Annotated in this window: 7 protein-coding genes; all 7 read right to left on the bottom strand. The window is 33.5% G+C overall.

Annotation, left to right across the window (positions count from 1 at the left end; all coding sequences use genetic code 11):
* Window positions 1–22: 22 nt before the first annotated feature.
* The 7 genes from CW731_RS11825 to CW731_RS11795 all read right to left on the bottom strand — a co-directional run bounded on the left by CW731_RS11825 (window position 23) and on the right by CW731_RS11795 (window position 25,899).
* Entirely contained in the window at window positions 23–640 is a 618-nt protein-coding gene (locus CW731_RS11825; protein WP_100946925.1) for a lipoprotein signal peptidase, read from the bottom strand.
* Between the two features lie 43 nt (window positions 641–683).
* Window positions 684–1,331 (bottom strand): hypothetical protein, encoded by a 648-nt coding sequence (locus tag CW731_RS11820; RefSeq protein ID WP_100946924.1) that lies wholly within the window; start codon window positions 1,329–1,331, stop codon window positions 684–686.
* 129 nt (window positions 1,332–1,460) lie between these two features.
* Window positions 1,461–1,838, bottom strand: a complete 378-nt coding sequence (locus tag CW731_RS11815) for a molecular chaperone DnaK (RefSeq protein WP_100946923.1) — start codon at window positions 1,836–1,838, stop codon at window positions 1,461–1,463.
* Between the two features lie 4 nt (window positions 1,839–1,842).
* On the bottom strand, window positions 1,843–5,319 hold the full coding sequence (gene ileS / locus CW731_RS11810) for an isoleucine--tRNA ligase (RefSeq protein WP_100946922.1): 3,477 nt from the start codon (window positions 5,317–5,319) through the stop codon (window positions 1,843–1,845).
* Between the two features lie 117 nt (window positions 5,320–5,436).
* The gene (locus CW731_RS11805) at window positions 5,437–7,416 is read right to left on the bottom strand and encodes an OmpA family protein (protein ID WP_232734667.1); all 1,980 of its coding nucleotides are present in this window, start codon (window positions 7,414–7,416) and stop codon (window positions 5,437–5,439) included.
* A gap of 16 nt (window positions 7,417–7,432) precedes the next feature.
* Complete coding sequence (locus CW731_RS11800) at window positions 7,433–8,350, bottom strand: type IX secretion system membrane protein PorP/SprF (protein ID WP_100947699.1); 918 nt, start codon at window positions 8,348–8,350, stop codon at window positions 7,433–7,435.
* A gap of 17 nt (window positions 8,351–8,367) precedes the next feature.
* Window positions 8,368–25,899 carry an Ig-like domain-containing protein gene (locus CW731_RS11795; protein WP_100946921.1) on the bottom strand — a complete coding sequence of 5,844 codons (17,532 nt, stop codon included), beginning with the start codon at window positions 25,897–25,899 and terminating at the stop codon, window positions 8,368–8,370.
* Window position 25,900 lies beyond the last annotated feature (1 nt).

The following is a 25,900-nucleotide window of genomic DNA, read 5'->3' as shown; positions in this document are numbered from 1 at the left end:
TCTTTGTAATCTCTAAAAACAATTATGCTTCTACTCTCTTCTCTTCTTTAGGAAAAGCTTGTTTGTTAAAAATAAATAATAACGCAACTCCAACAGAAATAAAAGCATCTGCAGGATTAAATATATATTGAAAGAAAGTAAAGAATTCTCCTCCCATAAAAGGAATCCATTCTGGTAATGTTCCTTGCCAAAGAGGAAAATAAAACATATCTACAACTTTACCATGAAACAAAGTGCCGTATGGCTTGTCTGTAAATAACGTTGCTATTTTATGATTAGAATTATCAAAAATAACTCCGTAAAAAACAGAATCTATAATATTACCAACTGCACCAGAAAAAATTAAAGATATTGCTATAATTACAGCATTGTGTACTTTACTTTTTATAGTACCAATTAACCAATAAATAATTGCAGAAACTGCAACCAATCTAAATAAAGTTAAAAAAAGTTTTCCTGCTTTACCACCAAATTCAAAACCCATTGCCATTCCGTTGTTTTCGGTAAAATGGATTCTAAACCAATCGAAAACTAAGACTTCTTCACCTAAAACAAAGTGAGTTTTTACATAGATTTTTATAATCTGATCTAATAAAATAGCGATAATTATAGTAAGAATTGCCAGCTTCTTCTTTGACATTTTTTTTGATTTTATGGACACAAAAATAACACTATTATTATATTTATTGGTGTGTTAAGAAAATATTCCCTTTTATTGTAGTAATTGATACTTTTGTAGTTACTGAAAGTTCTTTTTCTTGATATTTTTTTTGATAAAAATTGCCGTCAATTTTAATTTTCCCAAGATTAGAAACTGCTTTAAGGTTTGTCTTTTTAAAAGTTCCTAAGATATTGCCAGAGAACACTTTTAATTCTAAATTTTGCTGAATCGTATCTAATTTCACAATCCCATTTTCTATAAAAACTCTTAAGTCTCCGTTGTAACTCTTAGACGTAATATTAATGTTTTCTCCAAAAATAGAAATAGCACTATTTTTTGGAAGTTTAATGGTTGCTGTTGCTCTTTTTAATCTTTTTGTAATATACTTTCTAAAGATTTCATCTTCATTTTTAAAAACAGGAATTTTAAATCTTATTTCCGTTTCCCTATTTTTTTCTTCAACAATAATATGCTGTTTGTTTGGGTTTTCTGCATACAAAAAAACTTCTATAAACTCAGAATCTGAATTTTCTAACACAAAATCATCTAACCCTTCTGTAAAAATACTAATTGTTTTCGCAGCGGTTGTAAATTTTTTTATTGCTTTTTTTTGAGAGAATCCTAAAAAAGAAACTGAAAAAAAACAAATAAGAAAGATATAATTTTTCATTAATAATATAAGTTCTCTCCCGAATTTTCGGAAACAATTTTTCTTCATACTTCAGAAAAACCCTCAAACGACAGTTTTTGTTGTTTACAATAAAAAAAAGCTTCCAAATAATGGAAGCTTTTTTAAATACTATTGTTTGCGTTTTGCTTCAATACTTAAAGTAGCGTGAGGCACTAATTTTAAGCGCTCTTTTTGAATTAATTTACGTGTAACTCTACAAATACCGTATGTTTTATTTTCTATACGCATTAAGGCATTTTTAAGGTCTCTAATAAACTTTTCTTGTCGTATTGCTAACTGCACATTAGACTCTTTGCTCATTACCTCAGAACCTTCATCAAATGATTTAAATGATGGTGATGTATCATCTGTACCATTACCAGCATTATTTTTATACGAACTTTCTAATGACTCTAAATCTGTTTCTGCCCTTGTAATTTTTTGATCTATAATTGCTTTAAACTCTTGTAAATCTGCATCTGAATATCTTAATTTAACGTCTGACATATTCTTACAATTTTTCTATTAATATTCTACTTTTAATGGTATCAAATTCAATTTCTGTACCATTGTTTAACTCATCTACAAAAACCAATTCTTTGGTTAATGTTTCACTCATAATGTATTCCTTATTATCTGTGATAGATTTTTGTAGGTTTTCGAAATTTAAAACCGTTAATTTAATTTTATCTGTTACTTCTAAACCAGTGTCTTTACGCGCATTCTGAATTCTGTTTACCAACTCTCTAGCAACTCCTTCTTTGTGCAATTCCTCACTTATAGTAACGTCTAAAGCAACCGTTAACGAACCTTCATTTGCGACTAACCAACCTTCTATGTCTTTAGATGATATCTCTACATCCGAGAGTTCCAAAGTAATATTTTTTCCATTAACGTTAAGAAGAATGTTTTTATCTTTCTCTATTTTGTTAATATCTTCTTGATTAAACTTTTGAACTTCAGCAGCTATAAAACGCATATCTTTTCCAAACTTTGGCCCTAATGTTTTAAAATTCGGCTTAATTTGTTTGATTAAAATTTCTGAAGCATCGTCTAAAATCTGAATTTCTTTAATATTTACTTCGTTCTTAATTAAATCAGCAACTGCTAAAATTTCTTCCTTCTGTTGTGCATTATCAACAGGAATCATTATTTTTTGCAATGGCTGGCGTACTTTTATCTTCTCTTTCGCTCTTAACGATAAAACCAAAGATGATATTGTTTGCGCATTTTCCATTTTACGTTCTAAACTTTTATCTACAAAGCTTGCATCGTATTTTGGAAAATTTGCTAAATGAATACTTTCTGATGTTTCTTTTTGAGTAACAGAATTTAAATCTTGATACAATCGATCCATAAAGAAAGGTGCAATTGGTGCACCCAATTTTGCAATCGTATTCATACATGTGTACAAAGTTTGATATGCAGAAATCTTATCTGTTTGATAATCTCCTTTCCAAAAACGTCTTCTACTTAAACGCACATACCAGTTACTTAAATAATCTTGAGTAAAGTCTGATATTGCTCTTGCAGCTCTCGTAGGTTCATATTCTTCGTAGAATTTATCTACTTTATTAATTAAAGTGTGTAATTCAGATAAAATCCATCGATCTAATTCTGGTCTTTTTTCTAAAGGAATATCTGCTTCTTTGTAAGAAAAACCATCAATGTTTGTATATAAAGTAAAGAACGAATAGGTGTTGTATAACGTTCCGAAAAACTTACGTTTTACCTCTTCAATCCCTTCTAAATCAAATTTTAAGTTGTCCCAAGGATTTGCATTAGAAATCATATACCAACGTGTTGCATCTGCACCATAGGTAGATAAAGTTGTAAACGGATCTGTTGCATTCCCTAAACGTTTAGACATTTTATGTCCGTTTTTATCTAAAACCAATCCGTTAGAAACCACGTTTTTATATGCTATAGAATCGAAAACCATTGTTGCAATGGCATGCATGGTATAAAACCAACCTCTTGTTTGATCTACTCCTTCTGCAATAAAGTCTGCTGGAAAAGCTTTCCCACCATCAATGTTTTCTTTATTTTCAAACGGATAATGCCATTGTGCATAAGGCATAGAACCAGAATCGAACCAAACATCAATTAAATCGCTTTCACGTTTCATTGGTTGTCCGGTTGCAGAAACCAACACAATTTCATCTACAATATTCTTATGTAAATCTATTTTCGCATAGTTTTCTTCAGTCATATTTCCGACTTCAAAATCTTCAAAAATATCTTTTGCTAAAACGCCAGCTTCAACAGCCTTTGCCATCTGTTCTTTTAATTCTTTTACAGAACCTATACAAATTTCTTCTTTACCATCTTCTGTTCTCCAGATTGGTAATGGAATTCCCCAATATCTAGAACGAGATAAATTCCAATCGTTTGCATTTGCTAACCAGTTTCCAAAACGTCCAGTTCCTGTAGATTCAGGTTTCCAGTTAATCGTTTTGTTCAACTCGTGCATTCTGTCTTTTACATCGGTTACTTTAATAAACCAAGAATCTAACGGGTAATATAAAATTGGTTTATCTGTACGCCAACAATTCGGATAACTGTGTTTGTATTTTTCGACTTTAAAAGCTTTGTTTTCGTTCTTTAACTTCAGTCCTAAACGTTCATCAACAGATAAATATTTGTCTTGATTTTTTAAAACCTCCGTTAATTTTTCTTGTTGAATTTCTAATGCTACTTCTAAATCTTTTTCATTTAAATATTCTGCTTTAACATATTCTCCTGCAAAACCATAAATATCATCCTTAATTTCTTTTCTGAATCTACCTTGTAAATCTACTAAAGGAACTAAATTATCATTTTCATCCTTAATTAATAAGGGTGGAATTGGAGGCACTGCTTGTTTTGCTACTAAAGCATCATCTGCTCCAAAAGTTGGCGCGGTGTGTACAATTCCTGTTCCATCTTCTGTAGTTACAAAATCTCCAGAAATTATTCTAAAAGCGTCTTGTTTGTTTTCAAACTTACAATCGTAATCTAATAATTGCTCGTACTTAATTCCAACTAAATCTTTACCTATAAATTCTTTTACTACATAAAAAGGAATCTTTTTATCACCAGAATTATACGCTTTTAGTTCTTCTAAGGTTTCAACTCGAACACTATTTTTCCCTCCAAATTGTTTTCCAACTAATTTTTTTGCCAACACAACTTTTGTTGGTTCAAACGTATATTGATTGAAAGTATCTACTAAAACATACTCAATTTTTGGCCCAACAGTTAATGCTGTATTACTTGGCAGCGTCCAAGGAGTTGTTGTCCAAGCTATAAAATGAATAGTTCCTTCGTTTTGTAAAAAACCTGGAAGTGTATTTTCTACTGCCTTAAATTGCGCAACAATTGTAGTATCTGTTACATCTTGGTAAGTTCCTGGTTGATTTAGTTCGTGAGAACTTAAACCTGTACCTGCTTTTGGTGAATAAGGCTGAATGGTATAACCTTTGTAAATTAATTCTTTATTATAAATCTCTTTTAGCAACCACCAAACAGATTCCATATATTTTGGTTCATAAGTAATATATGGATCTTCCATATCTACCCAATACCCCATTTTCTGAGTTAAATCATTCCAAATATCCGTGTAACGCATTACTGCTTTTCTACAGGCTGCATTATAATCTTCCACAGAAATTTTCTTACCAATGTCTTCTTTAGTAATTCCTAATTCTTTTTCTACACCTAACTCTATTGGTAGACCATGCGTATCCCAACCAGCTTTACGCTTTACTTGGTATCCTTTCATGGTTTTATAGCGCGGAAAAATATCTTTAATCGCTCTCGCTAAAACATGGTGAACTCCTGGAAGTCCGTTTGCAGAAGGAGGTCCTTCAAAGAAAACATAAGGTTCTGCACCTTCTCTTGTAGTTACACTTTTTTCAAATATGTTATTTTGTTCCCAATAGTTTAGAATTTCTTCTGCTACTTTTGGCAAGTCAAGACCTTTATACTCAGGAAATTTCGCTTTCATTATGTATCTTTTCTTATAAGATTGCGAAATTAATCAATTTCTTGTAATTCTTTGATTTATGGCACAAAAAAAAAGAGCCTTATAAAAGACTCTTCTTAAATTGTAAATAATTATCTATTACATTTTTATAATAACAAACTCTGTTCTTCTATTTGCTTGATGTTCTTCTTTGGTACATTTTACGCTATTTGTATGTCTATCATTGTCTATACAGCCATTTACCAATCTTGTTTCACCAAAGCCTTTTCCTGAAATTCTGTTAGAATTAATTCCTTTGTTAATAATATAAGCTACTGAAGATTTTGCTCTTCTATCTGATAAAGCTTCATTATACTCTTCTTTACCTCTTGCATCTGTATGTGAACTAGATCTTATTACTATTTTCTGATACTTTTTCATAACACGAACAATATTATTTAGTTCTATTGCTGCATCTTCTCTAATATTAGATTTGTCATAATCAAAATAAATAGGCTTAATATCAATAACTAATTCTCCTCTTTCATTATAAGCAAAATCCGATATTATTTGCATGTCAAAATTTAAATTAAGCGCTATTTTTTGTTCTTTAGTTGTTACAAAAGACGCTGTATCTGGTTGATAATATTCTTTTACAGCATCTATTGTATATTGTTTATTACAAGGTAATGTAAAGGTAAATGATGCATTTGCATCTGCATATACTTCTTTAACAACTGTACCATTTGCGTCTTTTAAAATTAACTTTGTACCAGGTAATGGATTCTGATATTTTTTATCTTTTACAGTTCCAGAAACTATTTGTGTACAAGCCGTTTTAACAACTTCTGGTTGCTCTAATTCTACAACCGCATAAATATCATCATCACCAACACCACCTTCTCTATTTGAAGACAAATAACCTTTTTTAGTTACTGAGTTTATAGAAAATGCAAAATCATCTAATTTAGAATTTACAGGTGCTTTTAAATTAACTGGTTTTTTATAAAGTCCTTTTTCTTTTTTAGTTGCAAAAACATCTAGAGCTCCAATACCAAAATGACCGTCTGAAGAAAAATATAATACTTCTTCATCTGAAATAAAAGGAAACATCTCTCTACCTTCTGTATTTACTTCAGAACCTAAATTTTGAACTGCACCAAAAGAACCATCAGTTTTAATATCTACAACATAGATATCTGTTGCACCAATTCCTCCGGGCATGTCTGAAGCAAAATAAAGTTTTTCACCATTTTTACTTACAGAGGGGTGACCCGTAGAATATTCACTACTATTAAAAGGAAGTTCTACTATATTCGTCCATTTATTATAAACCCATTCTGCTTTTAGTATTTTTAAATTATTATAACCTTCTTCATCAACTTTATACTTACCAGCTACATAATTATTTCTTGTAAAATACATTGTTTGTCTATCTGGAGAAAAAGATACAGAAGACTCATGATAAATTGAGTTAACTTCATCTGTAAACATTGGTCTAACCTGTGAATCTTCACCTTCAATAGTCGTTATTTTTTCTTTGATAACTTTATAGATATCCAAAAAGTTTTTATCATTTCTATTGTGGTTTCTTTTTACATATATATTTCTATTTCTAGGTGATGAGAAAAGAATCGTATTCCCATAATCTGTAACTCCAAAGTCTGAATACTTTGTATTTATACTTCTTTGATTTGTTACTTCATACCCAGGTTTTCCTTTTATTAATTCATCTAAAGAAAGCTCTTCATCTGTAAAATGAACACCTCTTGTATCTCCTTTTTTTGCTTGGTGAAATTTTTTCATCCACATTTTAGAATCTTCGAACTTATCAATACTTCTTAAAGTTTGTGCGTATCTAAAAATATGTTCTGGTGTTTGATTTGGAAATTCATTAAATAACTTGCGATAAGCTTCTGATGCATCTACCATCTTTACATTAAAATAATAGCTATCTCCTAATCTTTTTAAAACATGTTCTGTTGCGTTTTCTTCTGCTAATGCTTTATAAGTTTCCGCAGCCGATGCATAAGATAAGTTTTCGAAATAGGTATCTGCTTTTTTAGTTTCTTTTGTTTGTCCAAATATGGCAAAAGAGCTAAATAAAAGTATGACTGTAATTTGTATTGTTTTTTTCATAATTGTTTTGTTAAGTCTAGAAGAATCTTGGTGATCTAATTTTATTTCTTTCAAAATCGAAATTAAATAGGACAAAAACCTCATGTGAACCCGAATTGAAATTACCAAGATTTGTTAACGTATAATCATAAGCATAACCTATTCTTAAACTTCTTGATGCTCTAACATTAATTAATGCAGAAACAGATTCATCTAATCTGTAAGAAAGACCAAACTCTAATTTATCGTATAATAAAACGTTTCCAGAAAAGTCTATAGATAAAGGTGCTCCTTCAGCAGCTTTTACCATCATAGATGGTTTTAATTTTACATCATTTGATAAATCAAAAACATAACCAGAAGTAAGGAAAAAATGTTTTCTCTCTGATGCTCTAGTTACTTGACCTCCTTTTTTCTCAAAATGAAATGTTTGCAACAAATTAGGTATAGATAAACCTGCATAAAATTTGTTTGTGTAATAGAAAGCACCAGCTCCAAAATTTGGCAATACTTTATTTGCATTTTCATTTATAAAAGCCTCATCATTCTTATTTACAGTGCTTAGACAAGGTAAACAAACGTTAAAGAAGGTAAAACCTGCTTTTAACCCCAATGCTAACTTTGCATTTTTACCAACTTTTAAAGTGTAAGAAAAATCTCCATAAACATTTTGTTCTTCTACAGGGCCTAGTTCATCTATTATAACCGATAAGCCTAAACCTACATTTCTACCAACGGGAGAATTTATACCCATAGTTAATGTTCGTGGTGCCCCATCTATACCAACCCATTGAGACCTCCCTAAAAAGTTTATGCTCAAGGCATCATAAGACCCAGCATATGCTGGGTTTATGATGTTCATATTGTACATGTATTGTGTGTACTGTGGATCTTGTTGTGCCTTTGCAGAAATACTAAACAATACAACTGCAATTATTAATATAAGTTTCTTCATTTTTGTTGCCTTTGTTTTTATCTGTTTATATATACCCAACCTGTAATTGGCTTTCTTGTTCCGTCATTAAAGTAAATAATGTAATAGTAAGTTCCTACAGGTACTGGTTTGCTTTTATTCAACGTTAATCTTCCCGTTGAATAACCATCCCACCAATCTGGACTTGTTTTACCTCTATTACTATAATCATAAACTTGATTACCCCATCTGTTAAATATCTCTAACTTAAAGTTTGGATATTTAGATAATGCTGGTATTACAAATGTATCATTTGTGCCATCTCCATTTGGAGAGAAGCCATCTGGTATTAAATCACAATTAGTTACATCTAAATGATCTTGTATGCCATCTGTATCGCAATCTAACATAAACTCCTCTTCAGTTGGTATCCCATCGTTATCATCATCGATATCTTGGAAATCTTTTTTACCATCTCCATCTGTATCTCTTACAACGTAGTTTAAAATACCACTGTCATCAAATGTTTCTAATTCATTAAATAAACCATTACTTCCAGATCCTAATTGAGCACCATCGATAACGCCATCTTCATCTGCATCTACTGCTCCTGAACCGGATTCTTCAAGATCTGTAATACCGTCTCCATCTGCATCTAAATCTAAATGATCTGGTGTTCCGTCCCCGTCTGTATCTAATGAATTGTCTCCTCCATTTTCAATTAAATCTGGAATACCATCATTATCATCATCTAAATCTACACTATCTGGAATACCATCTCCATCTGTATCGTCTGCATCTAAATAATTTGGAATACCATCATTATCATCATCGTCATTATTAAAGTTCCCATCATTATTCGTGTCTTCATCGATAGTATTAACTCCATCTCCATCATCGTCGATATCTAAATAGTTTGGTGTACCGTCATTATCTGTATCATCATCTGAAGGATCTCCATTAATAATAACCACATCTTCGTCTTTTGTCTTTATTCCATCTCCATCATCATCTGAATCTAAATAATTTGGTATGCCATCGTTGTCTGTGTCGTCATCTCTAGGGTCTCCATTTGCATTTACAACATCTTCCTCTTTTGTTGGCATTCCATCTCCATCGTCATCTGTATCTTGGAAATCTGGAGTACCATCTTTATCTGTATCTAAAGGTGTAAAGTCTAAATTCCCGCTTTCTGGCACATCTTCAACTCCATCAAATAAACCATTTGCCCCTGAACCCGTGTCTGAGCCATCAATTATACCATCATTATCTGCATCCAATACTCCACTTCCAGATTCAATGACATCATTTACGCCATCTCCGTCTGAATCTAAATCTAAATGATCTGGAATACCATCTTTATCAGTATCTCTTAAAGGGTTTCCATTTTGTTCTACTGTATCTGGTATACCATCATTATCATCATCTAAATCTACACTATTTGGAATACCATCTCCGTCAGTATCACCTTGTAATATAATTGTTACGGTTGCTGTTTTACATACTGCCGGATTCACTGCTGTATTACAAACGGTGTAATCTACTGTTACCGTTAACCCTACTTCTTCTGCTGCTGGCGTATATGTCATCTCTCCTGTTAATGGATCGAAAACTACAACTCCTTGAGCAGTTCCTGTTCCTGCATCTACAAGCGTAGTGTTTGCACCTGGTAAATAATCATCATTTGCTAACACATTTACAATTGCACCTCCGCCTTCAACGATTGTTAATACATCGTCTGTAACTGTTGGAACCAATGGATTTGTATCTGTTCCATCTGGATTCCCATCATTGTCATCATCAGGGTCTGTTACATCTGGAAGACCATCTTTATCATTGTCTTTCTGGACTGTAATGGTTATGGTCGACGTTGCACACACTGCTGGATTAACCCCCGTATTACAAACCGTGTAATCTACTGTTACAGTTGTTCCTTCTTCTCCTACAGCTGGTGTGTAAGTCATCTCTCCTGTTAATGGATCGAAAATTACAACCCCTTGAGCAGTTCCTGTTCCTACAGCTATAATTGTAGTGTTTGCGCCTGGTAAATAATCATCATTTGCTAATACATTTACAATTGCACTTCCGCCTTCAACTACTGTTAAATCATCTGCACCAACTGTTGGTACTAATGGATTGTCATCTGTTGTATCTGGATTCCCATCATTGTCATCATCTAGATCTGTTACATCTGGAAGACCATCTTTATCAGTATCTTTCTGAACTGTAATGGTTACTGTCGACGTTTTACATACTGCTGGATTAACTTCTGAATTACAAACCGTGTAATCTACTGTTACAATTGTTCCTTCTTCTCCTACAGCTGGTGTGTATGTCATCTCTCCTGTTAATGGATCGAAAATTACAACCCCTTGAGCAGTTCCTGTTCCTGCATCTACAATTGTAGTGTCTGCGCTTGGTAAATAGTCATCATTTGCTAATACATTTACAACTGCACTTCCGCCTTCAACTACTGTTAAAGCATCTACAACAACTGTTGGTACTAATGGATTGGCATCTGTTGTATCTGGATTCCCATCATTATCATCATCTAGATCTTCACTGTCTGGAATACCATCATTATCTGTATCTGTATTATCTAAATAATCTGGGATACCATCATTATTATCATCATCATCATTGAAATCTCCATTATTATTATTGTCTTCATCTGCAGTTGGAACTCCGTCATTATCATCATCCGTATCTAAATAGTTTGGTATACCATCATTGTCTGAATCATCATTTGTTGGATTGCCATCTACAGTAACAACATCTTCATTTTTAGTTGGAATACCATCACCGTCATCATCTATATCTTGAAAATCCGGTACTCCATCCATATCAGTATCCTGAGGACTATAGTTTATGATTCCGCTTCCAGGTATTGTTTCTAAACCGTCGAATAAACCATTAGTTCCCGAACCTGTTTCTGAACCATCGATTACACCATCATTATTCAAATCTGTTGCTCCTGAGCCTGATTCTATTAGATCATTTACGCCATCACCATCTGAATCTAAGTCTAAATGATCTGGTGTACCGTCTTTATCTGTATCTCTTAAAGGGTCTCCTTTTTGTTCTACAGTATCTGGTATACCATCATTGTCATCATCTAAATCGACACTATCTGCTATACCATCTCCATCGGTATCTTTTATCTCTCTAAAGTCTACTTCTGGTGTAGCTGTATTATCAATATTTGGTAAGTCTGAAGCTCCATTATCTTGGTCATCATTTACGTCAAATAGAGTTCCTACAGTTTGCACGTTATCAAACGCGTCTAATAAACCATCTGCATCTGCATCGTTATTTGAAGTTGCTGCTGTAAAGCCAGCTTCTTTCATATCTTTTAAACCATCGTTGTCTGAATCTGAATCTAAATAATCTGGTAAATAGTCTCCATCTGAATCGACAGGTAATAAACCACTTATTACAGCATTATTGTCATAAGCATCTATTAAACCATCATTATCTGCATCTGCCGTTGGTGGATTAGGACCAACATAACCAGCTGTTGTTTGTGCTTCTACATTATCTGGAATACCATCATTATCTGAATCAATGTCTTTATCATCTGATCTACCATCGCCATCACTATCTACCCCGTCATGAACTGTAAATACTGGGAATGTTCCTGGACCTGAATTCTGTATTGCTCCATTAGTTTGTGAAGGCGCATTTGATGTTGTGTTTCCTTCAAACAACCCATTAATTCCACATCCAGAGAATAAAACAGAACCTAAATTTGTTTTCGAAGTTGCAGATAATAATTCTGCAGAAAAACGAATATCAAAAGAAGATGTATTATAATACCCAAAGAAAGTTGCCAACCCAGAAGATAGGTCTATTCCTGAATATGAATCATCTGAACCTTGGAATGTTACTAAACCAGTAGCTGGATTATCTGTAACAGTTAATAGTGTTTCATTATCTACTGCATATAAACCTGGTCTTGCAAGTATAACAGACTCTCTTGCATCTGCACCATCTATATCATAAATAACCCCACTAAATCTACTAATATTGTATAGTGTATTTGTATTGTCATTTACCAAGATAACTTTAAAAGCCATTTCTGCTTTATTACCTGTTGGGGTAGGAACCGTATATTCTGGTTGCCATGCATCTGGATTACCTGTTGTAGAATTATCAATAGAAATTAGTGTTGCACCTCCTTGAATATCTGTTATTTCTACAATTGCATCTAAGATACCTCCTAAACCGAAGCCTGTTACATTAATTACATTCTCGAAACGATATTTTGCTCCTATTGATCCTGAACCCGAAACTCCTGTTCCAGCAACATAAACCGGATTTTTGAAGCTTACATTTGGTAATAAACAAGATGGATCATTTGAATTTCCTGAAGGAATGAATCCTAAAGATTCAACTACATCTATAATTCCATCATTATCATCATCAATATCTAAGTCATCTGTAATACCATCGCCATCTGTATCTATTAATACTCCGAAAGTAACTTTATCTCTAAAATCTACCTCTGCTGTTCCTGGATCTTGATCGTTAGGAAACTTTGTTACATCTTGATTGTTATTAGATGCTGCATTAGTATCTGTTGGTCCGTTCGGGTTTAAGTCGAAATTATCATCTATACCATCGTTATCAGTATCGTTTCCTGAAGCAACTATTTCTGCTACACCGTCTCCATTTGTATCATAAGCTTCAACCGTATCTAAAACACCGTCACCATCTGAATCTATATCTAAATAATCTGGTGGATCTATACCATCTGTATTAAGAGGCAAAGATATTGGTGTTCCTGAACCTGGACTTGTTTCATAGTTATCTGCTAAACCATTACCATCTGTATCTGCTCCAGGAGCTGAATAACCAGAAGTTGTTTGCCATTCTATGTTATCTACAATACCATCGTTATCTGAATCTAAATCTAAATAGTTAGGAATAGCATCTGAATCTGAATTTAATGTATTATTAACAGGTGATCCTGTTACAGTTCCGCAAGGCGTACAATCTGTATCGTAAGCATCATCTATACCATCGTTATCTGAATCTGTTCCTGTTGGAGCAACATAAGTAGCTGGATTTTGAGCTTCAATATTATCTATAATTCCGTCATTATCTGAATCGATATCTAAATAATTTGGTACACCATCACCATCTGTATCTTTTGTTGGTAAAGGAGTTGTTGCTATTGTATCATCTAAACCATCATTATTTGCGTCCGTGAAATTATCTATAATTCCATCATTATTTGCGTCAATTCCACCAGCTTCTAAAACATCTGGAATTCCGTCTCCATCTACATCTAAATCAAATTGATCGATAATACCATCTCCATCTACATCGAAATTATCATCAATTCCATCATTATTTGCATCTACTTTGATGTTATCTTGATCTTTATAATCTGGAATACCATCATTGTCTGAATCTGCTAAAGGATCAGTTCCTCCATTTTCTACTGTATCTGGTACACCATCATTATCATCATCTAAATCTACAGAATCAATAATTCCATCTCCATCATTATCTGGTTGTACTGTTACAGAAATTGTTCCTTCATTAGAAGTAACTCCTGTATCATCTTTTGCAGTGTAATTTACATTTGCAATTCCTGAGAACTCTGGAACTGGAGTAAATATTACATTTCCTGATGTATCTACTGTGTATGTTCCAACATTAGGTATTACTAAAGCTGTTGTTGAATTCCCTGTATTTGCAGGATTATTTGGATCTATCAACGTTATTGTTGCTGGATCTACTATTCCGTCTGCATCTGTATCATTTGTAGTAATAGTTGCTAAAGTTATTGGTGTATTTTGAACCGTTGTTGCTGTATCGTTTACTGCAATTGGGGCATCATTTTGGCCTATTACTGTAATATCTAATGTTGCTGTTGAATTATCTTTTCCATCCGAAACTGTATAAGTAACTTGAGGTACTGCGCCTGTGTAATCTAGCGCTGGAGTATATACATAACTACCATCTGAATTTATTACCAAAGTACCTTCAGTTAACGTTGCTGTTGTTCCTGCTGGATAATCTGTTCCGTTTACAGTAAACTCTAACACTGTTAATGGTGTTCCTTCTACATCTGAATCATTTTTCAAGATTCCATTTGCAGCAGAAACTGTTAACAATGTATCCTCTTGCACAGAATTCACATCTGCTACTGCTATTGGGGCATCATTTATAGGTGTAACTGAAATACCTACTGTAGCCACATTTGAAGCAACACCATCATTGTCTCTTACGGTATAATCTACATTTGCTAGCCCATTAAAATTTTCAGTTGGTATAAATGTTATATTTCCTGCAGTATCTACAGTATATGTTCCAACATTAGGTATTACTAATGGTGTTGTTAAACTACCTGTATTCCCTGGGTTGTTTGGATCTATCAACATAATTGTTGATATGTCTATTGTACCATCATCTGTATCATTAGCGGTAATTGTTGCGACTGTAACAGCTGTTTCTTCTGGTGTTGTATTTCCTGAATCATTTACGGCTATTGGAGCATCATTTATTGCTGTTACTATAATGTCTAATGTACTTACAACATTATTTACACCATCTGTAACAGTATAAGTTATTTGTGGAACTGTTCCTGTATAATTTGGAGCTGGGTTAAAAATATAACTACCATCACCTTTTATAATTAAGTTTCCTTCTGGTAAAGAAGCTGTGGTTCCTGCTGGATAATTAGTCCCATTAATTGTAAACTGAGTTAATGTTAATGGTGTACCATCTGCATCTGTATCATTTATGATTAATCCATTTGCTGAAGAAACATCTAACGCAGTATCTTCTGCAACAGAATTAGTATCTGGATTTGCAACTGGTACATCATTTACTGGAGTAACAGTTATTTTTAAAGTGCTACTTGCATTTGCTGTTGGAGTTCCATCAGAAATAGTATAGATAACAACTGGTACAGTACCATTATAATTAGAAACAGGTACAAAAGTGTAACTACCATCTGCATTTATTGTTAACATTCCTTCTGCAATACTTGCAGTATCACCAACATTGTAAGTAGTTCCAATAATTTCGAAACTAACTACCGTTAATGTTTCTCCTGGATTAGAATCTGTATCATTCGTTAACAGTCCGTTTGCTGCAGGAACTGTCACTGTTACATCTTCTAATGTTGTTTTTACATCAGGATTAGCAACTGGAGATAAAAACGATTTTGGTACAGACACAGAAACTGAAGCTGTATCACACCCACCATTTCCATCACATACTTGATACTCAAAGATGTCTGTTCCTGTATTAAACCCTGCATTTGGAGTGTAGGTAACTGTTCCATCTCCGTTTATTACAACAGTACCATTCGCTGGCTGAGCTGTAATACTAGTAACAGTTAAAGTATCTCCATCTATATTCGAATCATTTGGTAAAACATTAATAATTACTGGAATTCCAGGGTCTGTAGATGATAAATCATCATTTGCTACTGGTACATCATTTACTGGTGTTACTGTTAAATCTAATGTTGAATTTGCAGTGCTCGTACCACCACTTGCTGTATATGTTATTTGTGGTATTGATCCATTATAATTTTCAGTTGGTATAAATGAGTAACTTCCATCTGAGTTTATCTTTAAAACTCCTTCCGGTAAAATTACTGTACTTCCTGAGGGGTATGTTGTTCCAACTACTGTAAATTCTGTTACAGTTAATAGATTACTATCTATATCTGAATCATTGTTTAATAATCCGTCTGCTGCTGTTACTGTTAGCGGAGTATCTTCTAGTAATGTATTTGTATCTGGCTGTAATTCTGGTAAATCATTTACTGGTATTACCGTAATATCTAATGTGCTTGTAACTGTTGCTACACCATCACTTACGGTATACGTAACTGTTGGCACTACACCATTATAATTTTCAGTTGGTGTAAATACATAGCTACCATTTGTTTCTATCTGTAACGTTCCTTCTGGTAATACAATTGGTGCTCCAACTGTAACTGAACTTCCGTTTACCATTAATGCTGTTACCGTTAAAGCATCGTTGTCTTCATCAGAATCATTACTTAAAATACCATTTGCTGATGATACTGTTAAAAGTGTATCCTCATTTGTTGTATTTGTATCTGCAACCGCCACTGGTAAATCATTTACCGCAGTTACACTTAAGTCTAATGTTGCATTTGCTATATTGGTTCCATCACTTACTATATATGTTACTTGTGGTACTGGTCCATTGTAGTCTGCTGTTGGGGTAAATGTATAACCTCCATCTGAATTAATCTGTAATGTCCCTTCCGGTAGTGTTATTGTACTTCCTGATGGATACGTAGTTCCTCCTACTGTAAATTGAGTTACTGTTAATGGATTGTTCTCTGTATCTGTATCATTGTTTAACAATCCGTTTGCTGCTGTTACTGTTAATGGACTGTCTTCTGATAATGTATTGGTATCTGCTAATGCTACTGGAGCATCGTTTACTGGACTTACAGTAATATCTAATGTGCTTGTTGTTGTATCTGTTCCATCACTTACTGTATAAATAACTTGTGGTACAACTCCACTATAATTAGATGCTGGTGTAAATACATAACTACCGTCAGATTCTATTTGTAACGTTCCTTCTGGTAATATTATTGGTGAACCAACTGTTGCTGGGTTTCCGTTTATCATTAAAGCTGTTACTGTTAAAACATCATTTTCTGTATCTGTATCATTGTTTAATAATCCGTTTGCAACTGTTACTGTTAATGGAGTATCCTCACTAGTAGTATTTGTATCTGCTAATGCTACGGGTACATCATTTACTAACGTTACACTTAAGTCTAATGTTGCATTTGCTGTATTAGTTCCATCACTTACTATATATGTAACTTGTGGTACAGGTCCATTGTAATCTGCTGTTGGGGTAAATGTATAACCTCCATCTGAATTAATCTGTAACGTCCCTTCTGATAATGTTACCGCACTTCCTGATGGATACGTAGTTCCTCCTACAGTAAATTGTGTTACTGTTAATGGATTATTCTCTATATCTGTATCATTGTTTAATAATCCGTTTGCTGCTGTTACTGTTAATGGACTGTCTTCTGATAGTGTATTAGTATCTGCTAAAGCTACTGGAGCATCGTTTACTGCTGCTACTGTGATACCAATTGTTCCTTGGTTAGAAGAAACTAAACCGTCATTATCTTTAATTGTATATTTAATACTAGCAGGACCATTGTAATTTAATTCTGGTGTAAAAGTTACATTCCCTGTAGCTCCATCAAGTTCGTATTTTCCAACCCCAACAATTACTAAAGGTGTTGTTGCATTTCCTGTATTTGCTGGATCTATTGGATCTATTAAAACAATTGATGAAGAAACTACATTTCCATCATCTGTATCATTTGTTCCAATTGCATTTACTGTAATTGGTGTATCTTCTGGAGTATTGTTTCCTAAATCATTCACTGCTACTGGAGCATCATTAATTGAATTTATAGTAATATCTAAAGTTCCAGAAGTTGTTGCTGTTCCGTCTGTAACATTATAAGTTACTTGTGGTACAATTCCATCAAAATTGGCAGCTGGAGTAAAAATATAACTACCATCAGAGTTAATCTTTAAAGTTCCTTCTGCTAAACTAACTGTATCTCCTGCATTATAAATTGTTGTTCCTATTTCAAATGTAGAAATTGTTAATGGTTCGTTATCTAAATCTGAATCATTATTTAATAATCCGTTTGTAGCATTTACTGTTAATGGTGTGTCTTCATCTGTATTATTAGTTTCAGAAACTACTACAGGTACATCATTAACAGAAGTAACATTAATTTCTATTGTTCCTTGGTTAGAAGAAATTAAACCGTCATTATCTTCAATTGTATATTTAATGTTTGCTGGTCCATTGAAATTATCTTCTGGGGTAAATGTTACATTACCTGTAGTTCCATCAAGTTCATATTTTCCAACTCCAACAATTACTAAAGGTGTTGTTGAATTACCTGTATTTGATGGATTTGATGGGTCTATTAATACAATTGATGAAGTAACTATATTTCCATCATCTGTATCATTTGTTCCAATTGCATTTACTGTAATTGGTGAATCTTCTAATGTTGTATTTCCTGAATCATTTACAGCTACTGGTGCATCATTTACAGAAGTAACTTTAATATCTAAAGTGCTTGTTACTGTATCTACAGTACCATCATCAATTGTATATGTTACTTGAGGAATGTCTCCATTAAAATCTGTAGCTGGTACAAACGTGTAACTACCATCTGAATTTATAGTTAATGAACCTTCTGCTATATTAGCAGTAGTTCCTACTGGATATATAATAGTTCTTATTTTAAATTCTTTTACAGATAATGCATCACCATCAATATCTGAATCATTATCTAATAAACCGTTTGCAACATTTACAGAAAGTGTTATGTCTTCTTGTGTTGTTTTTACATCTGCATTTGCAACTGGTACATCATTTATTGGATTAACTGTGATGTTTAAAGTACTACTTGCATTTGGTGTTCCTGAACTGTCTGTAATTGTATAATTTACTTGTGGTACAGGTCCGTTAAAATCTGCTGCTGGTTTAAATACATAACCACCACCTGTATTTATTGTTAATTTAGATCCGTTTGCAAAAGTAGCTTCTTGACCTGCATTATAAGCCGTACCTTCTACTACAAATGTAGTAACAGTTACAGTATCTAGATTTGCATCTGTATCATTTTTAATTAGGCTTTTTGGAGCTCCATCTGCAACAGTTAAAGTAACTTCTTCATCTGTTAAATTTGTATCTGGATTTGCAACTGGTGAAAATGCAGATTGTGGAACTGTAATTGTAACAACTGCTGTATCGAACCCTCCTTTTCCATCAGAAATTTGATATGTAAATGTATCCGTTCCATTATTGAAACCTGCTTGAGGTGTATATGTAACTAAATCGTCTGACGTATCTGTAGGTGTACCGTTATCAAAAATTACAGCTGTTCCTTTTGTTGGAGCAACAGTAATTGCACTAATTTCTAAAGTATCGTCATCTAAATCTGTATCATTAGTTAATACAGGGATATTTACTGCTTGATTAGGATCTGTTGCTGAGGTATCATCTGTTGCAACAGGATTATCATTTACAGGTGTTACAGTAATTTTTAATGTACTATTAGCTGTATTTTCTCCATCTGTTGCTGTATAAGTAATTGTAGGAACTATTCCATTAAAATTAGCAACAGGCGTAAAGTCATAACTTCCATCTGCATTCATTTTAATTGTTCCAACATTTGTTATTATTCTTGTTCCTCCATTTGTTGGATCTACTGTTACTGTAGTTCCAACAACTGTAAATTTAGAAATAGTTATTGTATTTCCGTCTAAATCTGAATCGTTACTTAATACACCATTTGCTGTATTTACATTTAATACTGCATCTTCTGCAACTGTATTTGTATCTGCAACTAATGTTGGAGTATCGTTTATTGGTTTTACTTCAATATCTAATGTACTTGTTACTGTATCTGTACCATCTGTTGCTGTATAAGTAACCTGAGGGTATGCACCGTTATAGTTTGCTGCTGGTATAAATACATATCCACCATCAGTATTTATTTGTAATGTTCCTTGAGTTATACTTGCTGTTGTATTTACAGGATAATCGGTAGTTCCAATAGTAAACTTGGTAATTGTTAAAGCTTCATTTTCAATATCTGAATCGTTCTTTAAAACTCCGTTTGCTCCATTAACAGTTAAAGTAATGTCTTCATTTGTTGTATTTGTATCTGCAACTAATGTTGGTGCATCATTTACTGGAATAACATTAATATTTAAATTACTTACGCCTGTATTTGTACCATCTGAAATAGTGTAGTTTACTTGAAAAAAAGGACCGTTAAAGTCTGTTGCTGGTGTAAAATCGTAACTACCATCTGAATTAACAACTAATGTTCCTTGTGTTAAGGTTGCTGTTGTTCCTGCTAGATAAACTGTTCCATTAATAGTAAATTGAATTACTGATATTGCATTGTTTTCTGGATCAGAATCATTACTTAATAAACCATTTACTGCTGTAACATTTAGGGGTGTATCTTCATTAATTGAACCTGAATCTGCAACTGCAACTGGTGAATCATTAATAGGTTGAACGGTAATATCTAATTTTGCTGTTGCTGTTAAAATACCATCTGTAATTGTATATGTTGCTTGTGGTACAGCTCCATTAAAGTTATTTATTGGTGTAAATACATAACCTCCATCAGAATTAATTTTTAATGTTCCTTCTGCAAGTGTTGCTGTTTCTCCCGCTAAATAAGAAGTTCCGTCTACAACAAAACCAGAAACATTAATTACATCTCCATCTACATCAGAATCGTTCTTTAAAACTCCGTCTGCTGGTAAAACAGTAAGTGTTGTATCTTCATTTATTGAGTTTACGTCATCTACAGCTACTGGAGCATCATTTATTGTATTTATAGAAAGTGTTAATGTACTGTCTGCTGTTAATAATCCATCTGTTATTGTATAACTTAACACAGGAACTGCATCATGATAATTTAATGCAGGCGTAAATGTATAACTACCATCAGAATTAATTTTAATAGTACCTTCTGTAATTGTAGCTGTTTCTCCTACATTATACATTGTTCCGCTAACCGTAAACTTGGTAACAGATAATGCATTACTTTCTGTATCTGTATCATTTTTGATTAATCCATTTGCAGCTAACACATTTAATACCGTGTCTTCATTAGTTGAGTTTATATCTGGATTTGCAACTGGCGCATCATTTATTGGACTAACTGTTATATCTAAGGTTGATGTTGAGGTAGCTGCACCGTCAGTAGCTGTATAAGTTACTTGGGGAACTGTACCATTAAAGTTTGCTGCTGGTGTGTAAACATAACTACCATCTCCATTTAACTTTAATGTTCCTTCTGTTATAGTAGCAGTAATTCCTGCAGCATAATTAGTTCCGCTAACTATAAATTTAGTAACTGTTAAAGAACTCTTTTCTATGTCTGAATCGTTATTTAATACTCCATTTATTGCTGATACACTTAATACTGTATCTTCATTTGTACTGCCAGTATCTGCGACTAAAGTTGGCGCATCATTTACTGGTGTTACAGTAATATCTAGAGTTGTATTAGATGTGTTTGTTCCATCTGAAACTGTATATGTAACTTGAGGAAATGAACCGTTAAAGTTGTTCGTTGGTGCAAATATGTAACTACCATCAGATTTTATTAATAAAGTCCCTTCTGTTACAGTTGCTGATTCTCCTGCATTATAACTGGTTCCATTTATAAAGAAAACTGTAACTGTTAATGGGTTACCATCTATATCAGAATCATTCTTTAAAACTCCATTTGTAACAGGTACATTTAATACAGTATCCTCTGCAACCGTATTTGTGTCTGCAACAACTGTAGGAGAGTCATTAGTTGGTAAAACAGTAATATCTAATGTACTTTGAGCTGTTAAATTTCCATCTGAAACCGTATAAGTTACTTGTGGCACATTACCATTAAAGTTTGCTGCTGGTGTAAATATGTAACTACCATTAGAATTCAATTTAAGTGTACCTTCTGTTAATACAATATTAGCTCCTACTGTTTTTGGTACCCCTCCAATAGTAATTGCTGAAACTGTTAAGGCATCATTATCTACATCTGAATCATTTTTAAGAACTCCATTTGCTGCTGATATATTTAATACTGTATCCTCATTTGTTGTTTTTGAGTCTGCAACAGCAATTGGTTTATCATTTATAGGATTTACAGTGATATCTAAAGTACTTGTAAGGTTTACCGTTCCATCAGTCATAACATAAGAGACTTGTGGTACTGGTCCATTAAAATTTAATACTGGTATAAATTCATAACTTCCGTCTGCATCTATTTCTAATGTTCCTTCAGTTAAGTTAGCCACTTGACCTGCATTATATGTTGTTCCAGCAGCAGTAAATGTTTTCACTGTCTTTGCATCACCATCTATGTCTGTGTCATTTGCAAGAACTCCATCTGCTGCTAAAACAGTTAATGGAGTATCTTCATTAGTAGCGTTTGTATCTGCTACTACTACTGGTGCATCATTCATCGGATTTACTGTAATGTTTAATGTACTAGTGTCATCTGTAGTTAATCCTGAGCTATCAGTAACAGTATAGGTAATTTCTGGTACAGATCCATTGTAATTTGCTACAGGAATAAATACATAACCTCCGCCTGAGTTTACTTTAATTGAGCCTACATTAGGAATGTTAAATACTGTACCTGCTGTAATTTTACCAGGGAAACCATTCACTGAAAAATCTACTACTGTTAAGGCATCTAAATTTCCATCTGTATCATTTTTAAGAACACCTTCTGCATTGCTTACATTTAATGTAACGTCTTCATTTACAGAGACTGTATCTGGATTTGCAATTGGTGGAAATGGTGAAATAGGAACTGTTACATTCACTACCGCAGTATCAAACCCTCCTTTACCGTCAGAAATTTCATAGGTAAATGAATCTGAAAAATTATTTGCACCTGCCGTTGGTGTAAATTTAATAGTTCCGTCTGCATTTATTGTTGCTGTTCCGTTTGTTGGAGCTACTGTTATTCTGCTTACAGTAATCGTGTCTCCATCTAAATCTGAATCGTTTGTTAATACAGGAATGTCAATAGCGATTCCTGGATCTGTTCCTGTAGTATCATCTTTTGCTTCTGGTACATCATTAATTGGGTTTACTGTAATATTTAATGTTGAAGAAGCGGTTTTTGCTCCATCACTTACTGTATATGTTACTTGTGGTACTGTACCATTAAAGTTAAGTACTGGTACAAATGTGTAACTTCCATCTGTATTAATCGTTAAGGTTCCTTTTCCTGCGATTAAAGTTGAACCTGCAGTAGTTGGTGTAACAGTAACTGTTGCTCCATCTACTTTAAATTCAGTTATATTTAAGTTTGTACCTGACTCAATATCTGAATCATTTACATCTATTAATCCGTTTGCTTTGGTAACAGACAAAGTAGTGTCTTCATCTACAGATGCTGTATCTGGGTTTGCAATTGGTGCGTCATTTACTGGTGTAATAGTAATTACTTGATTCGCGGTTGCAGTTCCTGCTGTTGGGTTTGCACTATCTGTAATCTCATAAGCGAAAGTTGATGTTCCGTTGTAATTAAGTGTTGGTTTAAAACTAATTGCGCCCGCTGCTGTTGTTGTTACTACTCCATTAGGAACCATAATTGTTTGTGGTGTTCCTAGTGTTAATGCAGTTCCATTGATACTAGTAATACTTAATGCATCATTTATATCTACATCAGTATCTCCTGTTAATGGTAATAATATTACTAGGCTATCTTCATTTGTTGTGTAGTTGTCTGTTACTGCAATTGGTGCATCATTAATTGCATTTACTTCAATATTTAATGTTGAATTTGCAGTGTTTGTTCCATCACTTACCGTATACGTTACTTCTGGTACATTCCCATTGTAATCTTGTAGTGGTACAAACTCATAACTACCATTTGCATTTATAGTTAATGTACCCACATTTGGTATTACACTTACTCCTGGTGTTGTTGAGTTTACCGTAATTGGTGCTGTTATACCTGTTACTTTAAATTTAGTTATTGTTAATACATCTCCTGCATCAATATCTGTATCGTTTGCATCGATTAATCCGTTTGCTTTGGTAACAGTTAAAGTATCGTCTTCATCTAAAGCTGCTGTATCTGGCATTGCAACTGGGACATCGTTTACTGGTGTTACTGTAATATTTAATGTCGCTTGATTAGAAACTAATCCCTCATTATCCTTTACAGTATAGTTAATATTTGCAGCACCATTAAAATTCGCTAAAGGTGTAAAAACGACTGTTCCTGCACTATTAACGGTATAAGTACCAACATTTGGTACAACTAATGGCGTTGTTGAGTTCCCAACATTTCCTATATCATTTGGATCAATTAAGATAATTGTTGCTGCATCTATTGTTCCATCTACATCTGTGTCATTTGCACCAATTTTTGTTAATGTTAAAACAGCTCCTTCTAAGACTGTTCCAGAGTCATTATTTGCAACTGGTGGATTGTTGTTTACCGTTAATTTTGCTGGTGGTATTGAAAGTACCTCACAAGCATAATCTGTTTTAGATACCAATACTTGATACTGGTAATTATTTTCTGTAGTTGATAAATTTGAGATTGTAAGCTTGTTTGTTGTTGCTCCTGCATATTTACCTCCGTTAATTACGTCTGTAAAAGTAGTTCCTCCATCGGTACTTTCTTGCCATTGAAAAACGTTCCCTGTTGAAGTAACTTCAAAAGATGCGCTTCCTAAAATAAAACCTGATTGATCTGTAGGTTCTTGATTTATTATAACAGCACTTCCTGCCGTCACAATATTTGTTTTATTAGGTTCTGAAATTGTTGAATAAGGTGTTGGAGTACCTGTTGCAAAACCTATAACCTTACCATCTGTATCATAAGCTGTACCAGCTAATTCACCTGCTTTAGTTGAACTTTCTTTGTAACCTGCTTCTGTAACATCTAGACAAGAATCATTATCTGAATCTGTGTCTTGATGATTTGGTTTACCATCTAGATCTGTATCAAAATTATCATTAACACCATCTGAGTTTGAATCTACAAAACCAGCATAATCTGGGTCTTTATAATCTGGCGTACCATCATTATCTGAATCTGTATCTGGATCTACATTACCTGGAGTTTCAGCAGTATCTAAAATACCATCATTGTCATCATCTAAATCACAACCATCTGCAACACCATCATTATCATTATCTAAAGCATCATCAAAACCATTACATTTATCAACTGAGTCTAAAACGCCGTCTTTATCTGCATCTCCATCAACTTTTACTATTATCTCTGCAGTTTCACAATTATTTGTATTGGCACTATCACATATCTTATATGTTAAAGTATAGGTACCAGTTGCAGAATTTGCAGGAATTGAAACAACACCATTCGCAGCAATAGTAACACCTGTTAAACCATCAATCTTTATAAGCGTTACAGAAACATTTGCTGAAGTAGCCATTGCCCCATCTATTGTATCATTTGTAAAAACAGTTACGGTTGTACCACCAGAAATACCATTTACAACTGTACTCGAAAAATCTTCATTTGTTGCAACAATATCTGAAATACCAAAAACTGAAGCGAATGAAATATCATCTTCATGCACACTTTCTGTGTGAGTGCTTTCTTGTGCTGTGATAATTTCTGTACTGGTAATACTAAATACGTTATCTACTTTAGTAGCAGTTATATTTGCAGCAGTTATTGTATGAGAACCGGTGTACACCCAGCATTCATCTGCATCTAAAATATTATTAGTATTAGCATCTCCACTACTTAAAGTAAGACCTGTTCCTATAGAACTTGAAATTACTACACTATTAAGCGGTACAGCACCAGAATTATAAACTGCAATACTATAGTTTATAATTTCTCCTGCATTTTTACTACCTGTTGGTGCCGTGGCATTAGGAACAATTGTTACCGCTTGCGCAAAACTTGCACTTACAGCAATAAAGAAGAATGCAAAAAGCAATAGGAATTGCCTGTTTTTCTTCATAATTGTATTCGATAAGTTGAAAAGTGTGTACATTTTTTCCATC

The sequence above is a fragment of the Polaribacter sp. ALD11 genome, assembly GCF_002831685.1.
GTDB lineage: Bacteria > Bacteroidota > Bacteroidia > Flavobacteriales > Flavobacteriaceae > Polaribacter.
The sequence above is the reverse complement of the archived record's forward strand: the minus strand, read 5'-3'. Positions and strand labels throughout refer to the sequence as shown.